This window comes from Wenzhouxiangella limi, assembly GCF_010499265.1.
Taxonomy (GTDB): Bacteria; Pseudomonadota; Gammaproteobacteria; order Xanthomonadales; family Wenzhouxiangellaceae; genus Wenzhouxiangella; species Wenzhouxiangella limi.
The window spans coordinates 13516-32264 of the sequence record NZ_JAAGSC010000033.1 but is presented as its reverse complement, the minus strand read 5'-3'; the positions used below and the strand labels follow the sequence as shown (position 1 = coordinate 32264).

General features: G+C 64.6%; 24 protein-coding genes. 7 read left to right on the top strand and 17 right to left on the bottom strand.

Annotated elements, in window-relative coordinates; genetic code table 11:
- Positions 1-198: 198 nt before the first annotated feature.
- From G3I74_RS04130 to G3I74_RS04055, 16 genes are all read right to left on the bottom strand, one after another.
- Positions 199-1551 (bottom strand): MATE family efflux transporter, encoded by a 1353-nt coding sequence (locus G3I74_RS04130; RefSeq protein ID WP_164210324.1) that lies wholly within the window; start codon positions 1549-1551, stop codon positions 199-201.
- A 197-nt stretch (positions 1552-1748) separates the two neighbouring features.
- On the bottom strand, positions 1749-2726 hold the full coding sequence (locus G3I74_RS04125) for a phospholipase A (protein WP_164210323.1): 978 nt from the start codon (positions 2724-2726) through the stop codon (positions 1749-1751).
- Positions 2727-3084: 358 nt separating this feature from the next.
- Complete coding sequence (locus G3I74_RS04120) at positions 3085-3306, bottom strand: FitA-like ribbon-helix-helix domain-containing protein (RefSeq protein WP_420823062.1); 222 nt, start codon at positions 3304-3306, stop codon at positions 3085-3087.
- 43 nt (positions 3307-3349) lie between these two features.
- A complete protein-coding gene (locus G3I74_RS04115) occupies positions 3350-3613 on the bottom strand; it encodes a hypothetical protein (RefSeq protein ID WP_164210321.1) in 264 nt (87 codons plus the stop codon).
- Positions 3614-3785: 172 nt separating this feature from the next.
- On the bottom strand, positions 3786-3971 hold the full coding sequence (locus G3I74_RS04110; protein WP_164210297.1) for a hypothetical protein: 186 nt from the start codon (positions 3969-3971) through the stop codon (positions 3786-3788).
- Between the two features lie 258 nt (positions 3972-4229).
- Positions 4230-4637, bottom strand: a complete 408-nt coding sequence (gene hepT, locus G3I74_RS04105; protein WP_203594533.1) for a type VII toxin-antitoxin system HepT family RNase toxin — start codon at positions 4635-4637, stop codon at positions 4230-4232.
- A complete protein-coding gene (gene mntA / locus G3I74_RS04100; RefSeq protein WP_164210319.1) occupies positions 4634-5020 on the bottom strand; it encodes a type VII toxin-antitoxin system MntA family adenylyltransferase antitoxin in 387 nt (128 codons plus the stop codon). Before mntA ends, hepT begins: the two co-directional genes overlap by 4 nt.
- Before the next feature lie 137 nt (positions 5021-5157).
- Positions 5158-6768: a peptide chain release factor 3 gene (locus G3I74_RS04095; RefSeq protein ID WP_164210318.1), complete on the bottom strand. Its 1611-nt coding sequence runs from the start codon at positions 6766-6768 to the stop codon at positions 5158-5160.
- Between the two features lie 73 nt (positions 6769-6841).
- Complete coding sequence (locus G3I74_RS04090; protein ID WP_164210317.1) at positions 6842-7207, bottom strand: PIN domain-containing protein; 366 nt, start codon at positions 7205-7207, stop codon at positions 6842-6844.
- Between the two features lie 89 nt (positions 7208-7296).
- Positions 7297-7434 (bottom strand): PIN domain-containing protein, encoded by a 138-nt coding sequence (locus tag G3I74_RS04085; protein WP_203594532.1) that lies wholly within the window; start codon positions 7432-7434, stop codon positions 7297-7299.
- 62 nt (positions 7435-7496) lie between these two features.
- Positions 7497-7796, bottom strand: a complete 300-nt coding sequence (locus G3I74_RS04080) for a type II toxin-antitoxin system RelE/ParE family toxin (RefSeq protein WP_164210316.1) — start codon at positions 7794-7796, stop codon at positions 7497-7499.
- Positions 7793-8110, bottom strand: a complete 318-nt coding sequence (locus G3I74_RS15655; protein WP_203594531.1) for a hypothetical protein — start codon at positions 8108-8110, stop codon at positions 7793-7795. The genes G3I74_RS04080 and G3I74_RS15655 overlap by 4 nt, the downstream gene beginning before the upstream one ends.
- Positions 8082-9050: a peptidoglycan DD-metalloendopeptidase family protein gene (locus tag G3I74_RS04070; protein ID WP_164210315.1), complete on the bottom strand. Its 969-nt coding sequence runs from the start codon at positions 9048-9050 to the stop codon at positions 8082-8084. Before G3I74_RS04070 ends, G3I74_RS15655 begins: the two co-directional genes overlap by 29 nt.
- A gap of 97 nt (positions 9051-9147) precedes the next feature.
- Positions 9148-9576 carry a PIN domain-containing protein gene (locus tag G3I74_RS04065; protein ID WP_164210314.1) on the bottom strand — a complete coding sequence of 143 codons (429 nt, stop codon included), beginning with the start codon at positions 9574-9576 and terminating at the stop codon, positions 9148-9150.
- A gap of 2 nt (positions 9577-9578) precedes the next feature.
- Complete coding sequence (locus G3I74_RS04060) at positions 9579-9827, bottom strand: type II toxin-antitoxin system Phd/YefM family antitoxin (protein WP_164210313.1); 249 nt, start codon at positions 9825-9827, stop codon at positions 9579-9581.
- A gap of 95 nt (positions 9828-9922) precedes the next feature.
- Positions 9923-11293: an L-serine ammonia-lyase gene (locus G3I74_RS04055; protein ID WP_164210312.1), complete on the bottom strand. Its 1371-nt coding sequence runs from the start codon at positions 11291-11293 to the stop codon at positions 9923-9925.
- 88 nt (positions 11294-11381) lie between these two features.
- On the opposite strand from G3I74_RS04055, the gene G3I74_RS04050 reads away from it, so the two are divergent.
- From G3I74_RS04050 to ubiA, 7 genes are all read left to right on the top strand, one after another.
- Entirely contained in the window at positions 11382-12719 is a 1338-nt protein-coding gene (locus tag G3I74_RS04050; RefSeq protein WP_164210311.1) for a metal-dependent hydrolase family protein, read from the top strand.
- Positions 12720-12773: 54 nt separating this feature from the next.
- On the top strand, positions 12774-13004 hold the full coding sequence (locus tag G3I74_RS04045; protein ID WP_164210310.1) for a glutaredoxin family protein: 231 nt from the start codon (positions 12774-12776) through the stop codon (positions 13002-13004).
- Positions 12997-14826, top strand: a complete 1830-nt coding sequence (locus tag G3I74_RS04040) for a DegV family protein (protein ID WP_164210309.1) — start codon at positions 12997-12999, stop codon at positions 14824-14826. The genes G3I74_RS04045 and G3I74_RS04040 overlap by 8 nt, the downstream gene beginning before the upstream one ends.
- The gene (plsY, locus tag G3I74_RS04035; protein ID WP_164210308.1) at positions 14823-15470 is read left to right on the top strand and encodes a glycerol-3-phosphate 1-O-acyltransferase PlsY; all 648 of its coding nucleotides are present in this window, start codon (positions 14823-14825) and stop codon (positions 15468-15470) included. The genes G3I74_RS04040 and plsY overlap by 4 nt, the downstream gene beginning before the upstream one ends.
- A gap of 10 nt (positions 15471-15480) precedes the next feature.
- On the top strand, positions 15481-16290 hold the full coding sequence (locus tag G3I74_RS04030) for a biotin--[acetyl-CoA-carboxylase] ligase (protein WP_164210307.1): 810 nt from the start codon (positions 15481-15483) through the stop codon (positions 16288-16290).
- 123 nt (positions 16291-16413) lie between these two features.
- Positions 16414-17079 (top strand): SPOR domain-containing protein, encoded by a 666-nt coding sequence (locus G3I74_RS04025; RefSeq protein WP_164210306.1) that lies wholly within the window; start codon positions 16414-16416, stop codon positions 17077-17079.
- A complete protein-coding gene (gene ubiA, locus G3I74_RS04020) occupies positions 17079-17966 on the top strand; it encodes a 4-hydroxybenzoate octaprenyltransferase (RefSeq protein ID WP_164210305.1) in 888 nt (295 codons plus the stop codon). Before G3I74_RS04025 ends, ubiA begins: the two co-directional genes overlap by 1 nt.
- A gap of 7 nt (positions 17967-17973) precedes the next feature.
- On the opposite strand, the gene G3I74_RS04015 is transcribed toward ubiA, so the two are convergent.
- Positions 17974-18684, bottom strand: a complete 711-nt coding sequence (locus G3I74_RS04015) for a ComF family protein (protein WP_239056578.1) — start codon at positions 18682-18684, stop codon at positions 17974-17976.
- Positions 18685-18749: the final 65 nt, after the last annotated feature.

Below are 18749 nucleotides of genomic sequence, written 5' to 3'. Positions count from 1 at the left end.
CTGGCTGGAGACGGTCCCCGAACTCCATTCAGCGGAAAACGCAAAAACCATGGAAACACGCATAAGACGCGTTGATTACTCTAGCAAGCTCAATGCGCCCGAGCCCCATCTGGTTTATTAAGAATTGTTACGGGATCGATCCGGTGAGCCCGAAAAGGCCGCGCTTTGTCCCGCAATGCGCCTGAGAAAAACGGTCATCTATATCCTGATCGACTGCCACCGCCCCTGCTTCCAGGTTCGCGCAAACCAGGCCGCCTGGCCGCAGCGGTAGACCGCCTGCAAAATCCACACCGCAAGCAGGCCGCCGCCCAGGATCGGCCCGACCAGGGCCGCCAGGGGCAGGAAGATGCCCCACTGGGCGATGATGGAAATCCGCATCACCCGGGCCGTGTCGCCGGCGCCCAGCAGGGCGTTGAGCAGCACCATGCCGGCGGCGTCGACGCCAATGATGGCCGCCGAGATCATCAGCGCCGGCAGAGCGAGTTTGACGGTCGCCGGGTCGGTCAGAAAGACCTCCAGCAGCGGGCGCCCGACCAGCATCACCGCCGCACCCAGCGCCAGCCCGAGCACGGCGACGAAAACGGCCGCGTTCCAGCCCCACAGCATGGCGTCTTGGGGATCCTCGCGCCCCAGGGCATTGCCGACCAGGGTGGCCGTGGCCAGCCCGAAGCCGATCGCCGGCAGGATAATCACCAGGCCCAGGGTCATGAGCACGTTGACCGCCGCCAGCTCGCGCGTGCCGATCTGGCCGATGATGATCAGCAGGGTCAGCATGCCGGCGGCAAAGAAAAACTGCTGCAGGCTGGCCGGCAGCGACACCTTGAGCTGGCTTCTGAGCATCGCCAGGCTGGGCAGCGCGCACAGAAAACCTTCCTCGCGGGCGTAGCGAAAGCCGAAGTAGACGTAGACGGCAAGGCCTAAAAAGATCGACAGCGTGGTCGCCAGGCCGGCGCCCACCACGCCCAGCGCCGGGGCGCCCAGGTTGCCGAAGATCAACACCCAGTTCAAAAACACGTTGACCGTGTGCATGATCAACAGCGTGACCAGGTACAGCCGGGTCAGGTGCACCGCCGACCAGTAGCCGCGAAACGAGAAATTCATCCCCACCGCCACCAGCGCGACCAGGCGAACCTGCAGGTAGGGTCCGGCCTCGGCGACCACGTCCGGGTCCGGGTTGAGCAGGGCCATGATTTCGGGCGCCAGCAGAATCAGGGCCGCGGCCAGCGGCGTGCCCAGCAGCAGCGCCAGCAGCAATCCGCCGTTGAGCGGCAAGGCCAGCTCCCCGCTCGCGCCCTGCCCCATGCGGCGGGCGGCGATCGCCTGCACGCCGGTCGAAAGCCCCAGGATGAAGGCCATCGACAGCCAGTTGGCGAAGCTGCCCAGCCCGGTCGCGGCCAGCGCCGTATCACCCAGCCGCCCGACCATGCCGATATCGACCAGGTTGAGAATATTCTGCGAGGTCATCCCGCCGATCACCGGCAGGGCAATGGCAAACAGCTGGCGGCGGCGGGTTCGGCTGGGGAAAAGACCGGAACCGGCGGTGATCACCATCGGGAAGGACAGATTGGAGCGGGAACGAAAGTCACTTGGGCATTGTGCCCGATGTTGCAACCAGACCACGCTCACGAACCGGCGGCGCGCGGCTGAATTCCTGATCGCGGCATCTCATCCCTGGGGAATTTGCATGTTGAACATGTCCCAGGGCGATATGCGGCTTAAACGACCCCTTAGCGATTCTCCTGACTGAGCTAGAACTGAAACATCGAAACACCCGCGCTCAGGGTGGTCTGGCGATGGTTGTAGTCGATCAGGCTTTCGCCATAGCCACTGAAAACGGACAGGTAGCCGTGGAGATCGCCAACCAGCGGGAAGTGATAGCCCAGTCGAACCATCCCTTTTCTGGTCGACGGGTTGAGTCTGGCGGTCAGTTCCAGGCGACTCTGGTTCAGGTGGCGGATGACCTGGAGATCGCCGTAGCCGAGAAAGTCCTCGATGTCGGCGTTGTCGTCCGGATCTTCATGGAAGACCCGAACCCAGGGGCGCAGATAGACCTCGGTATTTTGCGCCTTGAAACCGAAGTTGGCATAGATGCGGTTCCAGCTCCGGGAAATGCCCAGCACCGAGCCACGGCCGTTGGACTGATGCTTGAAACCCAGGCTGAGCAGCTCCCAGCGCCACCGCTCACCCAGCGGCAGGCCGACGCGCCAGGCCGAAAACACTTCCGGCATGTAGTTGGTTTCGCGGAACGGCGAGGAATTGTCGGTGTTGTAGGCCTGCCAATGGGCCGTCTGGGTGTAGGCAACCCAGATATCACCGTTGTCCCCGATCGGGTTGTCCCAGGCCTTGGTGCGCAGGCTGATGCGGAAAAATGCCTCCACCGAATCGAGCGGAAAGTCGTCAATCGCCTCACCGTTCGGCGAAGACGGCCTGCCATTCGGTGAACTGCTCCAGCGCGCCAACGTGGCCAGCAGTGGGCGGTAGGCTCGGATGCGGCCTAGGCCGCTGTGGGTCTGGTCGTCCAGCTCCCAGAATAGATTCATGCGGGAGACGGGCCGGATATCCTCGGTCGCAGACTCCGCGCCCGGGCCTTCGGCGCGCTCTTGGGGCGTTTCCAGCAAGCGATCAAAGCAGGCCAGGCGCTGCTCGGGTTCGCGAATGGTCTGGCAGTTTTGAACCTGCTGGCGCAACTCGCGCGGTGACTCCGCCAGCGCTGGCGCGGTCGCCATTATCAGCAGGATGCCTGCCGCGATTGTCCTTGTCGCGAATAACGTCATCAGGATTTCCTCAAGTTACGGCAATAGCACTCGCTCGAGCTGGCCGCTTGCGCGCGCCAGTCGTTCATCGCGTGTCACCAGGGTGGCGTTAGGAAGTCGGGCCAATACGACATAGGCAGCATCATAAGCGGTGAGGTGCCCGCGCAGTGACCAGATGCCGTCGAGCAGGTTTGCGTGCCGGTAACGGCGGATGGGCAATGATTTCAATTCGCCCGCCAGGTCCGACCGGGATGCGGGGATCTGCCCGGCTCGGGACGAAAGCGGGCGATCAGGTCGATGGCAATCGATGCATCGATGACCAGAATCCGACTCACGCCGCATCTCGTTCTTTGCGGATCAGCTCGGCCGAGGACTCGGTCATGTCGAAAGGCTCGGCATCGCGCAACCGCTCGCGTAACTCCAGTTCCGAGGGCAGCTCCAGCCAGCCTTGCATCAGGTCCAAGAACAGCTCGCTCATGCTCGTCCCTTCCATTGCCGCTCGCGCTTTCAGCGCACGATGCAGCTCGGTGGGCACGTTCCTGATCTGAATCATGTGGCTCACGGCCTGCTCCACTATAAATGTTTCGCACATTTTATTATGTGCTCAACATGTTTTCTCCCATCGGTCCAGGCTTGCCGTCGAAGAGGCGCGTCGAAACCTGGCCAGTAAGCGCGCGCAACGCGGGGAGATTCTCGAGAATTTGCTGGGCAATGTTGCCATCGGTGCCGAGCCAGGCGCTGAGCATCTGGCCGCCGCTCGAGCCCAGGGACTGCCTTCCAAGGACATTCCCATCCTGGCAGCCGCAATAGCCCAAAAAGCCGACCTTTTCGTGACCGGTGATCGTCGCGATTTTGGTCACTTGTACGGGCAGGCCATCTGCGGCCTTATTGTCCTGCCGCTGCCGGATACCGTCGAGCGACTGCTCGACGGTACTTCCGGCGCGGGCTGCGACAGTTTTCGAAGAAGGCCTCGATAGTCGGACCAGCCGCGCTGGTATTGCTCAGCGTCAGCCCCTGCTCTACTGCAAAGCCTCAAGCCGCCTGATCAACGTCCACGTACACACCGACCTCGCGCGTGGCGCGGAAGGTGATTTCGGGATGGCGTTCCTGGGCCAACAGCTCGGGCGCGAAGCTCGGAATGCCGGCAAACTGCAGGTTCTCGCCTTCGGTGAAGGTGTCGCCGACGCCGATGGTGCCGTGGTTGTGCAGACACGACAACGCCCTGCGGACTGCGGATCGTTTTCGTTACTCAGAGTGCATAGTGGGCGCAACCGCTGTCTGCGCCTGAGCTGACGTCGTAGCGGCCAGGCCAGTGATCACCATCGCGACCAACACCAGCATCGCAATCAGTCGCAACCCCGGGCGCGACTGGGTCTGCGAGGTTTAATCTATGGTCGGCAGGGATTTTCCGCAGCGTGACGCTACTAGCAAGTGCATTCGAAGATTCTCTAATGAATTGAGCATAAGAGGGCTGTTTCAGCTGCCAAGCTCAGCGACGGCAGCCCGCGCGAAATCTTCGAAGTCAGTCAAGTGACGGGTGGCGATGGCGTGGACAATTTGCCAGTCGATCTCGTCATACTCGTGAATCGCTATATTGCGAAATCCTACCGCTCGGCGCATGCGCTCGGCCAATTCCGGAGCAATGATGCCTTCCTGGCTGAGCTGGGCAAAGGTCTGGGCCATCGTCTGTGGCGCTGCAGCTCCGCTGCGCGCCAAGACCTGAGCACCGATGTCCACGCACAGTTGCACCGCTCGGGTGAGATTGAGCGACAAAATATCCTGCGCATCAACATCGACTGTGAGTGCTTCGGCCTCGTCAGGGCACCAGCGTCGGACTCGCTCGAGACAACGTCGGAGAGAGTCGAGTTTGCGTTCAGTAATCATCTCAGCCACCGCTCACGTCGCTCGGCCAACAGACGCCGAACATAAGGCACGAAGTCTTCGTTGTCGTAGATGTGACGCAGCATTTGCTCGGCCCAATCTTCGTCGCTGCCAAACAAGCGTTGCCCCCTCAGGACTTCACCTCGCAACGGCTCGCCGATGCGCGCCAGGTCAACCAGATCCACGGTGCGACCAGCCAGGCTCGCAATGCCCTCAATAAGCGCCATCTTGCGCTCGGCATCCAGCGGCTGTTCGGCTCGCACCGCAATATCGATATCGCTATCCGGCTTCGCTGTGCCCTCGGCAACCGAACCAAAGCCGACCGCCAGCCGGATATCCGGCTGGGTTGCCAGCCACTGGGAAATTTGCTGGAGTTGTGTATCCATCAGTGAAGTATAGGTTAGGTTCCGGGATGGTCGAAAGCTCGGCAGATCAGGGGAAGTCAGACTCAAGCCCTCGTAGGCTCACCTTTGGGACGCTCATTGCTCCACTGATTTCTCAATTTCTCAGTGTAAAGCCCCCCTCAAGCCGCCTGCTCGACCTCGACATACACACTGACCTCGCGCGTGGCGCGGAAGGTGATTTCGGGATGGCGTTCCTGGGCCAATTGAAGGTTGACCCGGGTCGGGGCCAGGTAGACCAGCTGGCCGCCGCCGTCTTCGGCCAGGTGCTGCTCGTTCTTGTTGCGGAATTTTTCCAGCGCGCGCTCATCACTGCAGGACACCCAGCGGCAGGTGGCGACGTTGACCGCCTCGAAGCGCGCCTCGACGTTGTACTCGGCCTTCAGCCGGTAGGCGACCACGTCGAACTGCAGCAGGCCCACCGCGCCCAGGACCAGGTCGTTGCCGATCAGCGGCTTGAAAAACTGGGTCGCGCCCTCTTCGGATAACTGCGTCAGGCCCTTGGTCAGGGCCTTGAGCTTGAGCGGGTCTCGGAGCTGGACGCGCCGGAACAGTTCGGGCGCGAAGCTCGGGATGCCGGCAAACTGCAGGTTCTCGCCTTCGGTGAAGGTATCGCCGATGCCGATGGTGCCGTGGTTGTGCAGGCCGACGATATCGCCGGGGTAGGCGTACTCGGCCGCCGCGCGCTCGTCGGCCATGAAGGTCAGGGCGCCGTGGGTGCGCTGCTCCTTGCCCAAGCGCACGTGATGCAGCTTCATGCCCTTCTCGAAAACGCCGGAACACACGCGCATGAAGGCCATGCGGTCTCGGTGGGCCGGGTCCATGTTGGCCTGGACCTTGAACACGAAGCCGGTGAGCTTTTCTTCGGCTGGCTGCACTGTCCGACCCAGGGTCGCGCGTGGCTGCGGCGCCGGGGCGTGTTCGACAAACTCATCGAGCAGCGGGATGACGCCAAAGTTATTGAGTGCGGAGCCGAAGAACACCGGCGTTTGGCCGCCCTTCAGATAGCGCTCGAGGTCAAATTCGTGGCTGGCGCCCTGGACCAGCTCGATCTCGTCTCTCAGCTCGGCCGCCATCGGGCCGAGTACCTCATCGGCCTCGGCGCTGTGCAGGCCGGCAATGACGCGCGGCTCCTGGCGCATGTAGTTCTTGCCGGATTCGTACAGGTGGATCTCGTCGCGGATCAGGTGATAGATGCCCTTGAGCCGCCGGCCCATGCCGATCGGCCAGGTCACCGGCGCACACTCGATGCCGAGCACCTCTTCGACCTCGTCGAGCAGCTCGATCGGCTCGCGGCCTTCCCGGTCGAGTTTGTTGATGAAGGTGAAGATCGGCGTGTCGCGCAGGCGACAGACCTCCATCAGCTTGATCGTGCGCTCCTCCACGCCCTTGGCGCAGTCGATCACCATCAGCGCCGAGTCGACCGCGGTCAGCACGCGGTAGGTATCTTCGGAGAAGTCGGCGTGGCCCGGCGTGTCGAGCAGGTTGACGATGGCGTCGTGGTAGGGAAACTGCATCACCGAGGAGGTGATCGAGATCCCGCGCTCTTTTTCCATCTCCATCCAGTCCGAGGTGGCATGGCGCGAAGCCTTGCGCGACTTGACCGACCCGGCCAGCTGGATCGCCCCGCCGAACAGCAGAAACTTCTCGGTCAGCGTGGTCTTGCCGGCATCCGGATGCGAGATGATCGCGAAAGTGCGGCGGCGGGCGATTTCTTCGGGCAGGCGGGGCATATCAACGACTTCTTGAGCTAACTGGCCATTATAAGCCTTGGGTGCCATTAACCACTTTTCAAAGGCCGATAACCTACAGACGGTAAGGAATCAGCACCTCGGGCAGGCTGCCCGGCTGAAAGTCGCGGGTATTGTGGGTCACCACAAGCCCGGATTCGATCGCAATGGCTGCCTTGACCGCGTCGGGCAGTTTCCAGCGTTCCGAGCGACGCAGCGCGGCGGCTTGGTCGGCCACCTGTACCGTCATCGGCAGAGTGCGGAACTGGTTGAGCAGGCGGGTGACCGGTTGTTCCTCGGTGTCTGATACTCCCGCCAGTACTTCGGCCGGGGTGATGACGGAAACGGCACTCAGGTGGGCATGCGCACGCAAGAACCCGGTCGCTTCAGCAATGCCGTTAAGATGATCGAGCACGATGACCGAGTCGAGCAGATACTTCAAAACCGGTCATTCCACTCTTCGCGCAGGCCGCGCGTTCACGACGGGTATGCAGGCGGACGGCGGTTCGGGCGTTGAGCCCCTCTCGGTGGTCACCGGAACGGATTGACCAAACTGACGCCAAACAAACCGAAATCCTTCGTATTGCGGGTGGCAACGGTCAGATCATGGGTCAACGCGGTCGCGGCGATCAGTGCATCTTCAAGGTGGTGATCCGGGCGTCCGTGCATCAGGTGCGCTCAGGCGCAGCCGCTCTCGCGGCGTTACCGCGTTTCACACGGTTTTGCCGAAGTCAGGTCAAGTCGTGGGGGTTAATGGGCAACAGCTGCCGGTAGTGCATCACGGTCACGACTTCCACGCGCTCATCGCGTTGCCGATAGATGATCCGATAAGGTCGTAACAGCAACTCGCGCAGGTCGTCGTCTGGGTACTCAGGCACCCTGCGTCCGCTGAACGGAACAGTCTCCAGCTGAACAACACGGGCGACCAGGCGCTTGATCAGTGCCTCGGCAGCTTGGGGGTCGTTCTCGGCCACATGTTCATGAATGGCAGCAAGCTGAGCCTGCGCCTCGGCCGACCAGATGACCGTCATGCACTCAGGCCAAGAGACTTCAGCAGGGCTTCGCTCGTATAAGTGCGCCCGGCATCAATATCGTCCAGCCCACGCTCAACGGATCGACGTACGGCGATTTCATAAGCCACGTCATCCCAGGTTACGGTGTCGGGTAGCTGCTCAATCAACTCCCGAGCCTTGGCCTTAACGGTGTCTGATTTAGAAGCCATGCGGTCTAGTTTACCTCTTGTCGTTTTCCGCGTCAGTCTCAGAGCGGCAACGGTTAGATGATGGATCAAGGCGGTCGCGGCGATCAGTGCATCTTCAAAGTGATGATCCGGGCGTCCGTGCATCAGGTGCGCTCAGGCGCAGCCGCTCACGCGGCGTTACCGCGCCGCCGCCCGCCCCCTCGAACTCGAACGGCACCGAGACCAGCGCCATGTCGCGGTTTTTCTGGATGACGAAGTGCAGGTGCGGTCCGGAGGAGTAGCCGGTGTTGCCGGAGCGGCCGATGTACTGGCCTCTGGCCACCCGCTCGCCGGGATGGACACGCACGCCTTCGTAGTCGAGATGGGCGTAGACGGCCATGGTGCCGTCGTCGTGCAGGATGCGGACGAAGTTGGCCCTGGGGCCGTCGCGGTCGCGGTCGGTACCGGCGCGGTGGAAGTAGCGCGCGATGTCCATAACCACCCCGGCGCGCGCTGCATGAATGGCTGTGCCGACCGGCATGGCAATGTCGACGGCATGAAACGACTGCGCATCGCTGTGGCTGAACGCACCACCGAAAGCCTGGCCGATGGTGAACGACTCACCCGGCGCAAACGGCGGGCGGTAAGGCCCTGGTGGGCGATGAACGGCTTCGGGCGAACCGACCACGGCCTCGGTCTGAAAGCGGTAGCGCCAGGACCGGCGCGGGTCCAGCGGGCCGAGGGTGACCAGCTCGCTCTCGGTCTCGCCCGGCAGGATGAAGACCCGCGGCAATTCAGGCTCGGAGACCACGTTGTCCGACTCGGCCAGGCTGAGACGCACGGCCAGCGGTCCGGCCAGGCGATTGCGAAACCACCAGACCGGGTCATCGTCCGGCCCGCTGCGCCGGATCTCCAATGGTGATTCCGGCTCGGCGATCGCCTTTTGCACCGTCACTTCCCGATCGGTGTCAGGCTTGCGATCAGTAAAGTGGGTGATCCCGTCCTCGTCCGTCCAGCTATAAATCGTCTGGGCCCAGGCTGCCGGCACGGTCAGCAGCCCGCTGAGCAGGAGAACGGCGAAGAGCTGGGCGGACGCGAGCTTCATTAGCAGGCCAGTCTAGCGTTCACGGCGCAAGTAACGGCAAGCCCGGGCTGGGGCCAGGTGTGCCGGACAGGCGCAGACCGACCCTGTGATGGGCAACTCACAGCAGTCTCGCCGGGACGGCCAGGGTGGTGGCCGCTTGGGCCAAAGCCTTGTCCAGGGTGATCATGCGCAGGCCGTGGGCGGCGCAGATGGCCAGGTGCAGGGCGTCACCAGCGCGCAAGCCGATCTGGTGCTGATCGCCCAGACGAGCGGCCGCGCGGAAATCGCTGCTGCTGACGGGCAGCACGATCAGACTGTGCTCAACCAGGCGGGCAAAAACCGCCAGGCATTCGGCCCGGTGATCTTCCTCAATCTGCCTGGTTCTGAGCTTTAGCGCCAGCGCGCTGGAAAATTCGGTGATCACCCAGTCACTGATGAACAAGTCTTGCGCGGCCTGGGCGGCCAGCCAGTCCTGGGATCTTGCCGTATGCGGTTCGTTGCCCAGGGCGGCCACCAGCGTGCTGGTGTCCAGGTAACAGGGCCCCACCGTCAATAGCGGGCGTTGTCGCGCATCTGGCGGAGTAGCCGACCGGCCTCCTGGTCGGTTCTGGGCAGCCGACGGGTCAATTCGCGCAAGGCCTCGACGTCAATGGCTCGGCGGGCGGACGGACTGGCCGTCAATTGCGCCACCACCCGCCCTCGGCGCGAAATGGTTACGGTCTCACCGGCCTGGGCCCGATCAACCAGCTCGCTCAGGCGCGCCTTGGCGTCCTTGAGATTGGTGGTCGCTTCGCTCATGGGTAAATGATAGTCACCAAAGTGGTCACCTGGCAAGTCAGCAAACCGGGATAAGCGATGACTACGCTGTTCAGCCCCACCCTCGTCGAGGCGCCTCAGCACTCGATGACGTTGACCGCCAGCCCGCCCCGGGAGGTCTCTTTGTACTTGGTCTTCATGTCGCGGCCGGTGTCGCGCATGGTCTTGATGACCTTGTCGAGTGAAACCCGGTGCTTGCCGTCGCCGGCCATGGCCATGCGGGTGGCGTTGACCGCCTTGACCGCGCCCATGGCGTTGCGCTCGATGCAGGGGATCTGGACCAGGCCGCCGACGGGGTCGCAGGTCAGGCCCAGGTTGTGCTCCATGCCGATTTCGGCGGCGTTTTCGACCTGGCCCATGTTGCCGCCCAGGGCGGCGGTCAAGCCCCCGGCGGCCATCGAGCAGGCCACGCCAACCTCGCCCTGGCAGCCGACCTCGGCGCCGGAAATCGAGGCGTTTTCCTTGTACAGAATGCCGATCGCGCCGGCGGTGAGCAGAAACTCGATCACCCCGTCCTCGTCGGCGCCGGCAACAAAGCGGCGGTAGTAGTGCAGCACGGCCGGAATGATGCCGGCCGCGCCGTTGGTGGGCGCGGTCACCACCCGCCCGCCGGCGGCGTTTTCCTCGTTGACGGCCAGGGCGTAGAGGTTGATCCAGTCGAGCTGGTCGAGATTGTTCTCCTGGGCGCGGTGTTTGAGCTTGCGAAACAGGGTTGGCGCGCGCCGGGCTACTTTCAGACCGCCGGGCAGGTGCCCGGTCTTTTCCAGGCCGCGCTCGACGCACAGCTGCATCGCCTGCCAGATCTCGATCAGCCCGGCACGAACCTCGTCTTGTGACCGCCAGGCCTGCTCATTGGCCAGCATCACGTCGCTGATGCGCAGGCCTTCCTGGTCGCAAATGGCCAGCAGCTCGTCGCCGCTGGTGTAGGGATAACGCAGTGTCGTGCTGTCGGCCACGATGCGGTCCGAGGCCGCCTCGTCGGCATTAACCACGAAACCACCGCCGACCGAGTAGTAGTCGCGCCGGAGCAATTCCTCGCCGTCGCCATCGAGCGCGATGAAGCGCATGCCGTTGGGGTGATGCGGCAGGGTCTGGCGCTTGTGAAACACCAGGTCGGCGCGCAGATCGATGCGCGCTTCGTGATGCCCGGCCAGGCGCAGTCGGCCCTGCTCGGCGATCTCGGCCACGCGCGAGCCGATCGCGTCGGGGTCGACCTGCTCGGGCAGCTCGCCCTCCAGGCCCATCAACACGGCCCGGTCGGTGCCGTGGCCGCGGCCGGTATGCCCCAGCGAGCCGAACAATTCCACCCGCACCCGGTCCACGCGCTCGAGCAGTTCGCGCTCGTCGAGCCGCTGGACAAAAATCCCGGCCGCTCGCATCGGGCCCACGGTATGCGAGCTCGATGGACCGATGCCGATCTTGAACAAATCAAAAATGCTGACAGCCATGCATGCCAGTGTAGCCAAAAGCCGGGCCGGCTGGACGGCGCCAAGCCCCGATGAAATAATCAAAACTCACACCCCAAGGTCCGGCCTGATGAACACGAGATCGACCGCTACGACGCTGCTCCTGGTCTTTTCCCTGCTCGGTACGGCTTTCGCCGGGGGAGAGGAACCCAATTCGATCCTGTTTCAGGACGTCCGGGTCTTCGACGGAACAGCCACCGAACTGACCGAACCGACGCGTGTTCTGGTCGAGGGCAATCGCATCGCTGCCATCGGCGGCGACCTGGCAACGCCATCGGGTGCTCGGGTGATCAAGGGCCAGGGCCGCACCCTGATGCCGGGCCTGATCGATGTCCATGTGCACCTGACCTTCAGCGCCCTGTCCATGCCGCGCCTGCTCTCGCCCGATCTGACCCCTGAGCTGGCCGAGACGGCTGCAGCCGAGCAAGCCGAGGCCATGCTGTTGCGCGGCTTTACCTCGGTGCGCGACATGGGCGGGCCGATCTGGAGCCTGAAGAAGGGCATCGATTCGGGCCGTTATCCGGGGCCGCGGGTTTGGCCCTCGGGTGCAACCATCAGCCAGACCGCCGGTCACGGTGATTTCCGGCTGCCCAGCGAGCGCTCGCGCCGGTTCTTTGGCGAACCCTCGCGGGCCGAGCAACTGGGTGCGACCTTCATCGCCGATGGCCGCGCCGAAGTGCTGACGGCGGTGCGCGAAAACCTGCGCTTCGGCGCCAGCCAGATCAAGCTGATGGCCGGCGGCGGCACCTCCTCGGCCTATGACCCGGTCGACGTCACCCAGTACACCTTCGACGAAATGCGCGCCGCGGTTGAGGCCAGCGAAGACTGGGGCACTTACGTCGCCGTTCATGCCTACACCCCGCGCGCCATCCGCCGGGCGATCGAGGCGGGCGTGCGGGTGGTTGAGCACGGCCAGCTGCTCGACGAGGAAACGCTGGGCATCATGGCCGAGCAAGAGATCTGGCTGTCGACCCAGGTCCTGCGCGCCAGCACACCGGATATGGACCCGATGCGCCGAACCAAGCGAGAGCCGGTACTGGCCGGGCAGGCCCGGCTGTGGCCGCTGGCCCGCGAGCTGGGCGTACAGCTGGCCTGGGGGACGGATTTCCTGTTCGAACCAGCCCTCAACCACGAGCAAAACAGCAACCTGATGCTGCTGCTGGAATGGTTCACGCCGGCCGAGATCCTCAAGATGGTCACCCACGACAACGCCCGCCTGCTGGCGCTGTCAGGGCCCAGGAATCCCTACCCCGGTCGACTCGGCGTGATCGAACCGGACGCATTGGCCGACCTGCTGCTGGTCGACGGAGACCCGCTTGCCGACCTGACCGTGCTTGCTGAGCCTGCGCGCAACTTCGTTGTGATCCTCAAAGATGGCCGTATCATGCGTGACGCGACGGCGCCTTGAACGCCGCTGCGGCCCGACGCTACACTTCCGCTTCTTAATTGAGCTGACGATTTCATGCGCTTGATTCTGTATACCCGCAGCGACTGCGAGCTTTGCACCAAGGCCGAGCACTTGCTGGCCGAAGCCGGTTTTGGGGGTGAGGTCGACAAGGTCTTCATCGACGATGACCCCGAGCTGACCGAGCGCTACGGCGACCAGATCCCGGTCCTCATGCGAGACTCCACCGGTGAAAAACTGTCCTGGCCGTTTACCGCGTCTCAGGTCCGGGACCTGATGAATGGCTAGCGGCGCGCTGGCTGTCACCCACGTCGACGCTTCCCGGCTTCAGGAAGCCTTGCTGGCGGGCATTGCCAACGTTCTCGCACGGCGCGATTACATCAACAAGATCAATGTATTCCCGGTGCCCGACGGCGATACCGGGACCAACCTGGCGTTCACTCTGGCCAGCGTCCGCAGCGCCATCGAGCAACCGGACCGGCGCAGTCTGCCGGAACTGCTCGAGCAGATCGCCGAGGCCGCGCTGGACGGGGCGCGCGGCAACTCCGGGGCGATCATGGCCCAGTATTTCCAGGGCTTGAGCGACTCCAGCCGCAATCACCAGGTGCTCGATGCCGCGGGGCTGGCCGAAGCCTCGCGCTCGGCCGCGCGTTCAGCCTGGGGCGCGATGTCCAACCCGGTGCCGGGCACCCTGCCGACGGTGCTGGAAGACTTCGGCGACGAACTCGGCCGCCTGGCGCGCGACGGCGTCGACGATATCCGGGCCCTGTTTCAGCGCGGCCTCAAGCGCGCCCGCCAGTCACTGGCCGCCACCCCGGAAAAACTGGCCGTCCTGCGCGAGGCCGGCGTCGTCGATGCCGGCGCGCAGGGTTTTGTGGATTTCCTCGAAGGCATTTCGCGCTACATCCAAAGCGGCAAGGTGCCCGGCATCAGCGAGGGTTCTGCCGCGATCGCCGGCGGAGAAGCCATGCACCTGCACGGCGAGGCGCCCGATGAACATCGTTTCTGCACCGAATGCCTGATCGCCGGCGAATCCCTCGACGTGGTCGCGCTCAGAAGCGAACTCGAAGCGCTCGATGCGTCCTCGCTGGTCGTGGCTGGCGGCGCGCGCCGGGCGCGCGTGCACATTCACACCGACTCCCCCGGCGAGGTCTTTCGAATCTGCGGCGATCATGGCGAAATCCGTCAGCAGAAAGCCGACGACATGACCCGCCAGCACGGCTTGATGAACCAGCACGGCCAGGTCGCCATCGTGACCGACTCGGCCGCCGATCTGCCGGCCGAGGAAGTCGACCGCCTGGGCATCAACGTCGTGCCGGTGCGCCTGAACTTCGGCGACGAGGAATTCCTCGACAAGCTTACGATCACGCCGACCGCGTTCTACCAGCGCCTGGCGGCAAGCACGACGGCACCTCGCACCTCGCAACCACCGCCGGGTGATTTCCGCCGCCAGTTCGAGTTGCTGACCTCGCACGGTCTCGAGGTGCTGGCCCTGCAGATTTCCAGCGCCGTGAGCGGTACCTTCCAGGCTGCCAAGTCTGCCGGCGAGCGCTTCGAAGGCGACGCTATCTCCGTGTTCGATACGCTCAACGGTGCGACCGGCCAGGGCCTGATGGTGCTGTGGGCCGCCGAAGCCGCCGCCCGCGGCTGGGAGCGGGCGGCCATCATCGAACACCTCACCCGGACACGAGCCGAATTCCAGACCTTGTGCCTGGTGCGCGATCTGTCCTGGGGCGTGCGCGGTGGGCGGATCAAGCCATGGATGGAAACCGTCTCGCGCCGTCTGCGCCTGAACCTGGTGCTGGCCAACACGGCAGAGGGCAAACTGGGGCCCCGCGGCGTGCTGCCCGGGCGGCGCAACGCGGTCGAGCGGTTCGCCCGCTTCGTGCTCAAGAAAATGGACCGCGATCGAGTGTATCGAGTCATCATCAGCCATACCGATGCCCTGGAAGACGCTCGAACCTTGCGCGATCGGCTGCTGACCGGGCATCCAAAGGTCGACGCCTGCTGGCTGGAGGACGCCAGCCCGGCCATTGGCTGCCACGCCGGACCGGGCGCCCTCCTGTGCGGCCTCCACCCCTGGCACGCCCCGGAAGAACAAGCCAAGTGACTATTCTCGCCCTGGGCACGGCGGCCTTGATCGGCTACCTGCTGGGCTCTCTCTCCGGCAGTCTGGTGCTGGGCCGACTGCGCGGCGTGGATATCCGCGCCATGGGCTCGGGCAACGCCGGCGGGACCAACGCCCTGCGTACCCTGGGCTGGCGTTTCGCGCTGGCGGTGATCATCATCGACCTGGGCAAGGGCGCGCTGGCCGCGCTGGTGGCACCCTGGCTGGTGGCAGGTCTGCTTCCGACCGCCGTGGCGCCGCTCACGCTCGCCGCCGTCGCCGGATTCTGCGCCGTGCTCGGCCATGTCTGGCCGCTGTATTTCGGGTTCAGCGGCGGCAAGGGCGCCGGCACCGCGGTCGGCGCGATCGCAGTGCTGGCACCCTGGTGCATACTGCCGCTGTTGCTGGTCTGGATCGTCACCATCGTCGGGACCGGCTACGTTGGCCTGGCGACGATTCTGGCCGGCATCGCACTGGTCCCAGCGATGTGGCTGCTGGGTCCGGATCCCCTGCCCCCGGTGCTGGGGGCGCTGGCCGTCATCCTCGCGGTTACTCTGATCTTCACCCACCGCAGCAATCTTGCGCGCCTGCGCGATGGCTCGGAAAATCGCTTCGACCAGGCCCTCCTGCTCAAGCGCCGGCGCTGACTGGCTCGTCATGACCAACGGCAGCCGTCCTCAGCCGGCGCCAGGCCCGATCGCGCTGGATGCCCAGCGCATCCGGAGCCGACTGAACCGAAGCACAGCGACGCTTAGGGTCGAGCGCGAGGTCGATTCCACCAATACCCGGCTGGCCGCGCTGCGGGCGGGGGGTGAAGCGGTCGATATCCTGCTGGCCGAAGCCCAGTCGGCCGGTCGCGGCCGCCGCGGACGACGCTGGATCTCGCCGCCGGGCGGACTGTACCTGTCGCTATATCGACGCTTTTCCGGACCGGTCAGGCGCCTCGAAGCGCTGGGATTGGTGGCCGGACTGGCCGGCGCTGCCGCCATCGAACGTTGCTGCGGCCTGCGAGCGGGTCTGAAATGGCCCAACGACATCCAGATCGACGGGCGCAAGGTGGCCGGTTGCCTGATCGATCTGGGTGGCAGGCGCGATGGCGCCAGCGCCATCATCGGTATCGGCATCAACGTTGATTTCCGTGGCCAGACCGCGCCGGATCAGCCCTGGACAGACCTGGCGACCACGACCGGGCAGGCGACGGATCGCAACAGGCTGGCCGCCGCCCTCATCGACCAGCTGGCCGAGGACCTGGATACGTTCGATGACCAGGGATTCGCAGCGATGCAGGCTCGGTGGGCCCGCCGGGATGTGCTGGCGGGATGTGCCGTGCTCGCTTCCGGGCCCGGCACGACCATGATCAGGGGGCAGGCACAGGGCGTGGACGAATCCGGCCGCCTGCTGATTCAGACACCGCAAGGGCTTCGTCGCCTCCACGGCGGGGAAATCTCGCTGAGAACCAACTCTTGACGCGCCGCCAAAACGACACTGGCCGCCGGGGCGGGTTATCCTTTCCCGGATGATTCTGTACGCCCGTCCGGCACATCGAGTGGCTGACCATAGGGGCCTTCCGGGCCGCCCGGTGACGACGACATGAGCGTTGCCGTATGGCGCTGGCTGGTCGCTGTGTTGGTGATCGCCAACACTTTTGCGCTGGTGATCTACCTGCGTGGCGATGTCCGCCCCGACCCCCCGGCCCCGGCGGTACCCGCTCTGCCCGCGGAATGGCCTCGACTGGTCATGGCCGCTGAAGCCCCGGAGACCGCGGACGACAGTGGCAGCGAAGAAGAATGCTTCAGCATCGGCCCGCTGCCCTCCCTGCTGGCCCAGCAACGCGCCGAAGATCGGCTGCGACTGGTCGCTGACCGGATCCGCACCCGCCAGACCGTTTCAGAACGGGATCGTGGCTGGTGGGTCTACCTGGCGGCCGGATCACGCGGCCGAGCCCTGGACCTGACCCGTCAGTTGGCCGAGAGCGGCCTGGAGGACTTCTTTGTCGTCACTCGCGGCGACATGGAGAACGTGGTGTCCGTTGGGCTGTTCGAGAACATCGACAATGCGCGCGCGCGTCAGCGCCAGGTGCGAGAGGCCGGATTCAACGCCCAGATGGAGATTCGGCGCGAGTCCACGCCCCAGTTCTGGGTCGACTACGAGGTCGACCCTGAGCTCGAAGCACCCTGGCGGTTTGTCATTGAGGCCTCTCCCAACGCCCAGCACCGCGCCATTCCTTGCTTTGGAGATGGGGAGGCATTCAGCTGATGGAGTTCCGCCTTTCCGCCCGCATCTTTTCCGGGCCGCTGGGGCCGTGGCTGCGGCTGATGCGTTTCGACCGGCCGATCGGCATGGCGCTGCTGCTATGGCCGACCTGGTGGGGGCTGTGGTTTGCCGCCGGCGGGGTGCCCCAGATCAAAAATCTGGTCATCTTTACGCTCGGCGTGGTGGTAATGCGAGCAGCCGGCTGCGTGATCAATGACTTCGCCGACCGTGACCTCGACCCCAGCGTTCAGCGCACGCGCAATCGTCCGCTGGCCTGCGGCGAGATCCGGCCCGGCCAGGCGCTGGCGCTGTTTATTGTGCTAATGCTGATCGCGCTGGGCCTGGTGCTGATGACCAACCGGCTGACCGTGCTGCTGGCCATTGGCGGCGCCCTGCTGGCCGGCACTTATCCCTTCCTGAAACGTTTCACTCATTTTCCCCAGATCGGGCTGGGCACGGCATTCAGCTGGGCCATCCTGATGGCGTTCGCGGCCGAAACCGGCACCATCCCCGTGCTGGCCTGGTGGCTGTTCGCGGCCAACCTGGTCTGGACGGTGATCTACGACACCGAGTACGCCATGGCCGACCGCGACGACGATCTACAGGTTGGGGTGAAATCCACCGCGATTGCCTTCGGCCGCTTCGACGTGCCGATTCTGGCCGGCCTGATGGGTCTGGTGACTGCGCTGCTGGTGCTGATCGGCCTGCAGTTTTTGCCCACGCCGGCCTGGTTTACGGCCGTGGTTCTGGTGTTCTTTTTGTTTCAAAACCAGCTTTGGCGAATCCGCGATCGCCGCCCGGAAGCCTGTTTCCGGGCTTTTCTGAGCAATCACTGGGTCGGCATGACCATCTTCGCCGGCATCGCGCTGTCGTTCGCCCTCCACCCCTGATCGTTTATCAGGCGCGGGCCACGGTCCACACCTCTACCCGCTCGACCCCGGCCGCGCGCAGTACCTGCGCACACTCGTTCAGAGTCGAACCGGTGGTCATGACGTCGTCGACCAGCGATACGAAGCGTGGCGGCCCCGGCAGCCTGGCGAGCCGAAACGCATCGCGAACGTTTCCACCACGTCGCTCGGCCGGCAACTCGGCCTGGCTGGCCGTGGAGCGCAGGCGCGCGAGCGCATCCATCCAGGGCAGACCATCCATTCTGGCGGCCAGATCCCGACACAGCAGGGCTGACTGGTTGTAGCCGCGCTGCAGCAGCCGGCGCGGATGAAGCGGAACCGGAACGAGCAGATCCGGCCTCGGTGCCCCCACCGAGGCGAGACGACGAGCCAGCAGATCGGCCAACAGGCGGCCGGCAGCGAGGTCACCGTGGAACTTGAAGCGGCGAATCAGTCGCTCGATTTCCCCGCGATAAGCAAATCCTGGCCAGGTCGCCGAAAAGGCCGGCATGGCCATGGCGCAGCGACCGCAAACGGCAACGTCCCGGTCCAGCTCCAGGCCACAGCGCCCGCACTGTCCGGCCAGCACGGGCAGCTCGGCCTCGCAACCGCCGCAGCAGTCCACCCCGGGCCGACCTGCCTGGCCGCAAACCAGGCAGACGGGCGGGAAAAAAGCCTGTTGGAGCCGCTCGAGGATCACGTTTCGGATAACTGCAGCCAACCGGACGCCAGCATAGCGCAGGACAGCGCCATCGACCCGCCTCACCCCGGCCGGATAGAATGCCG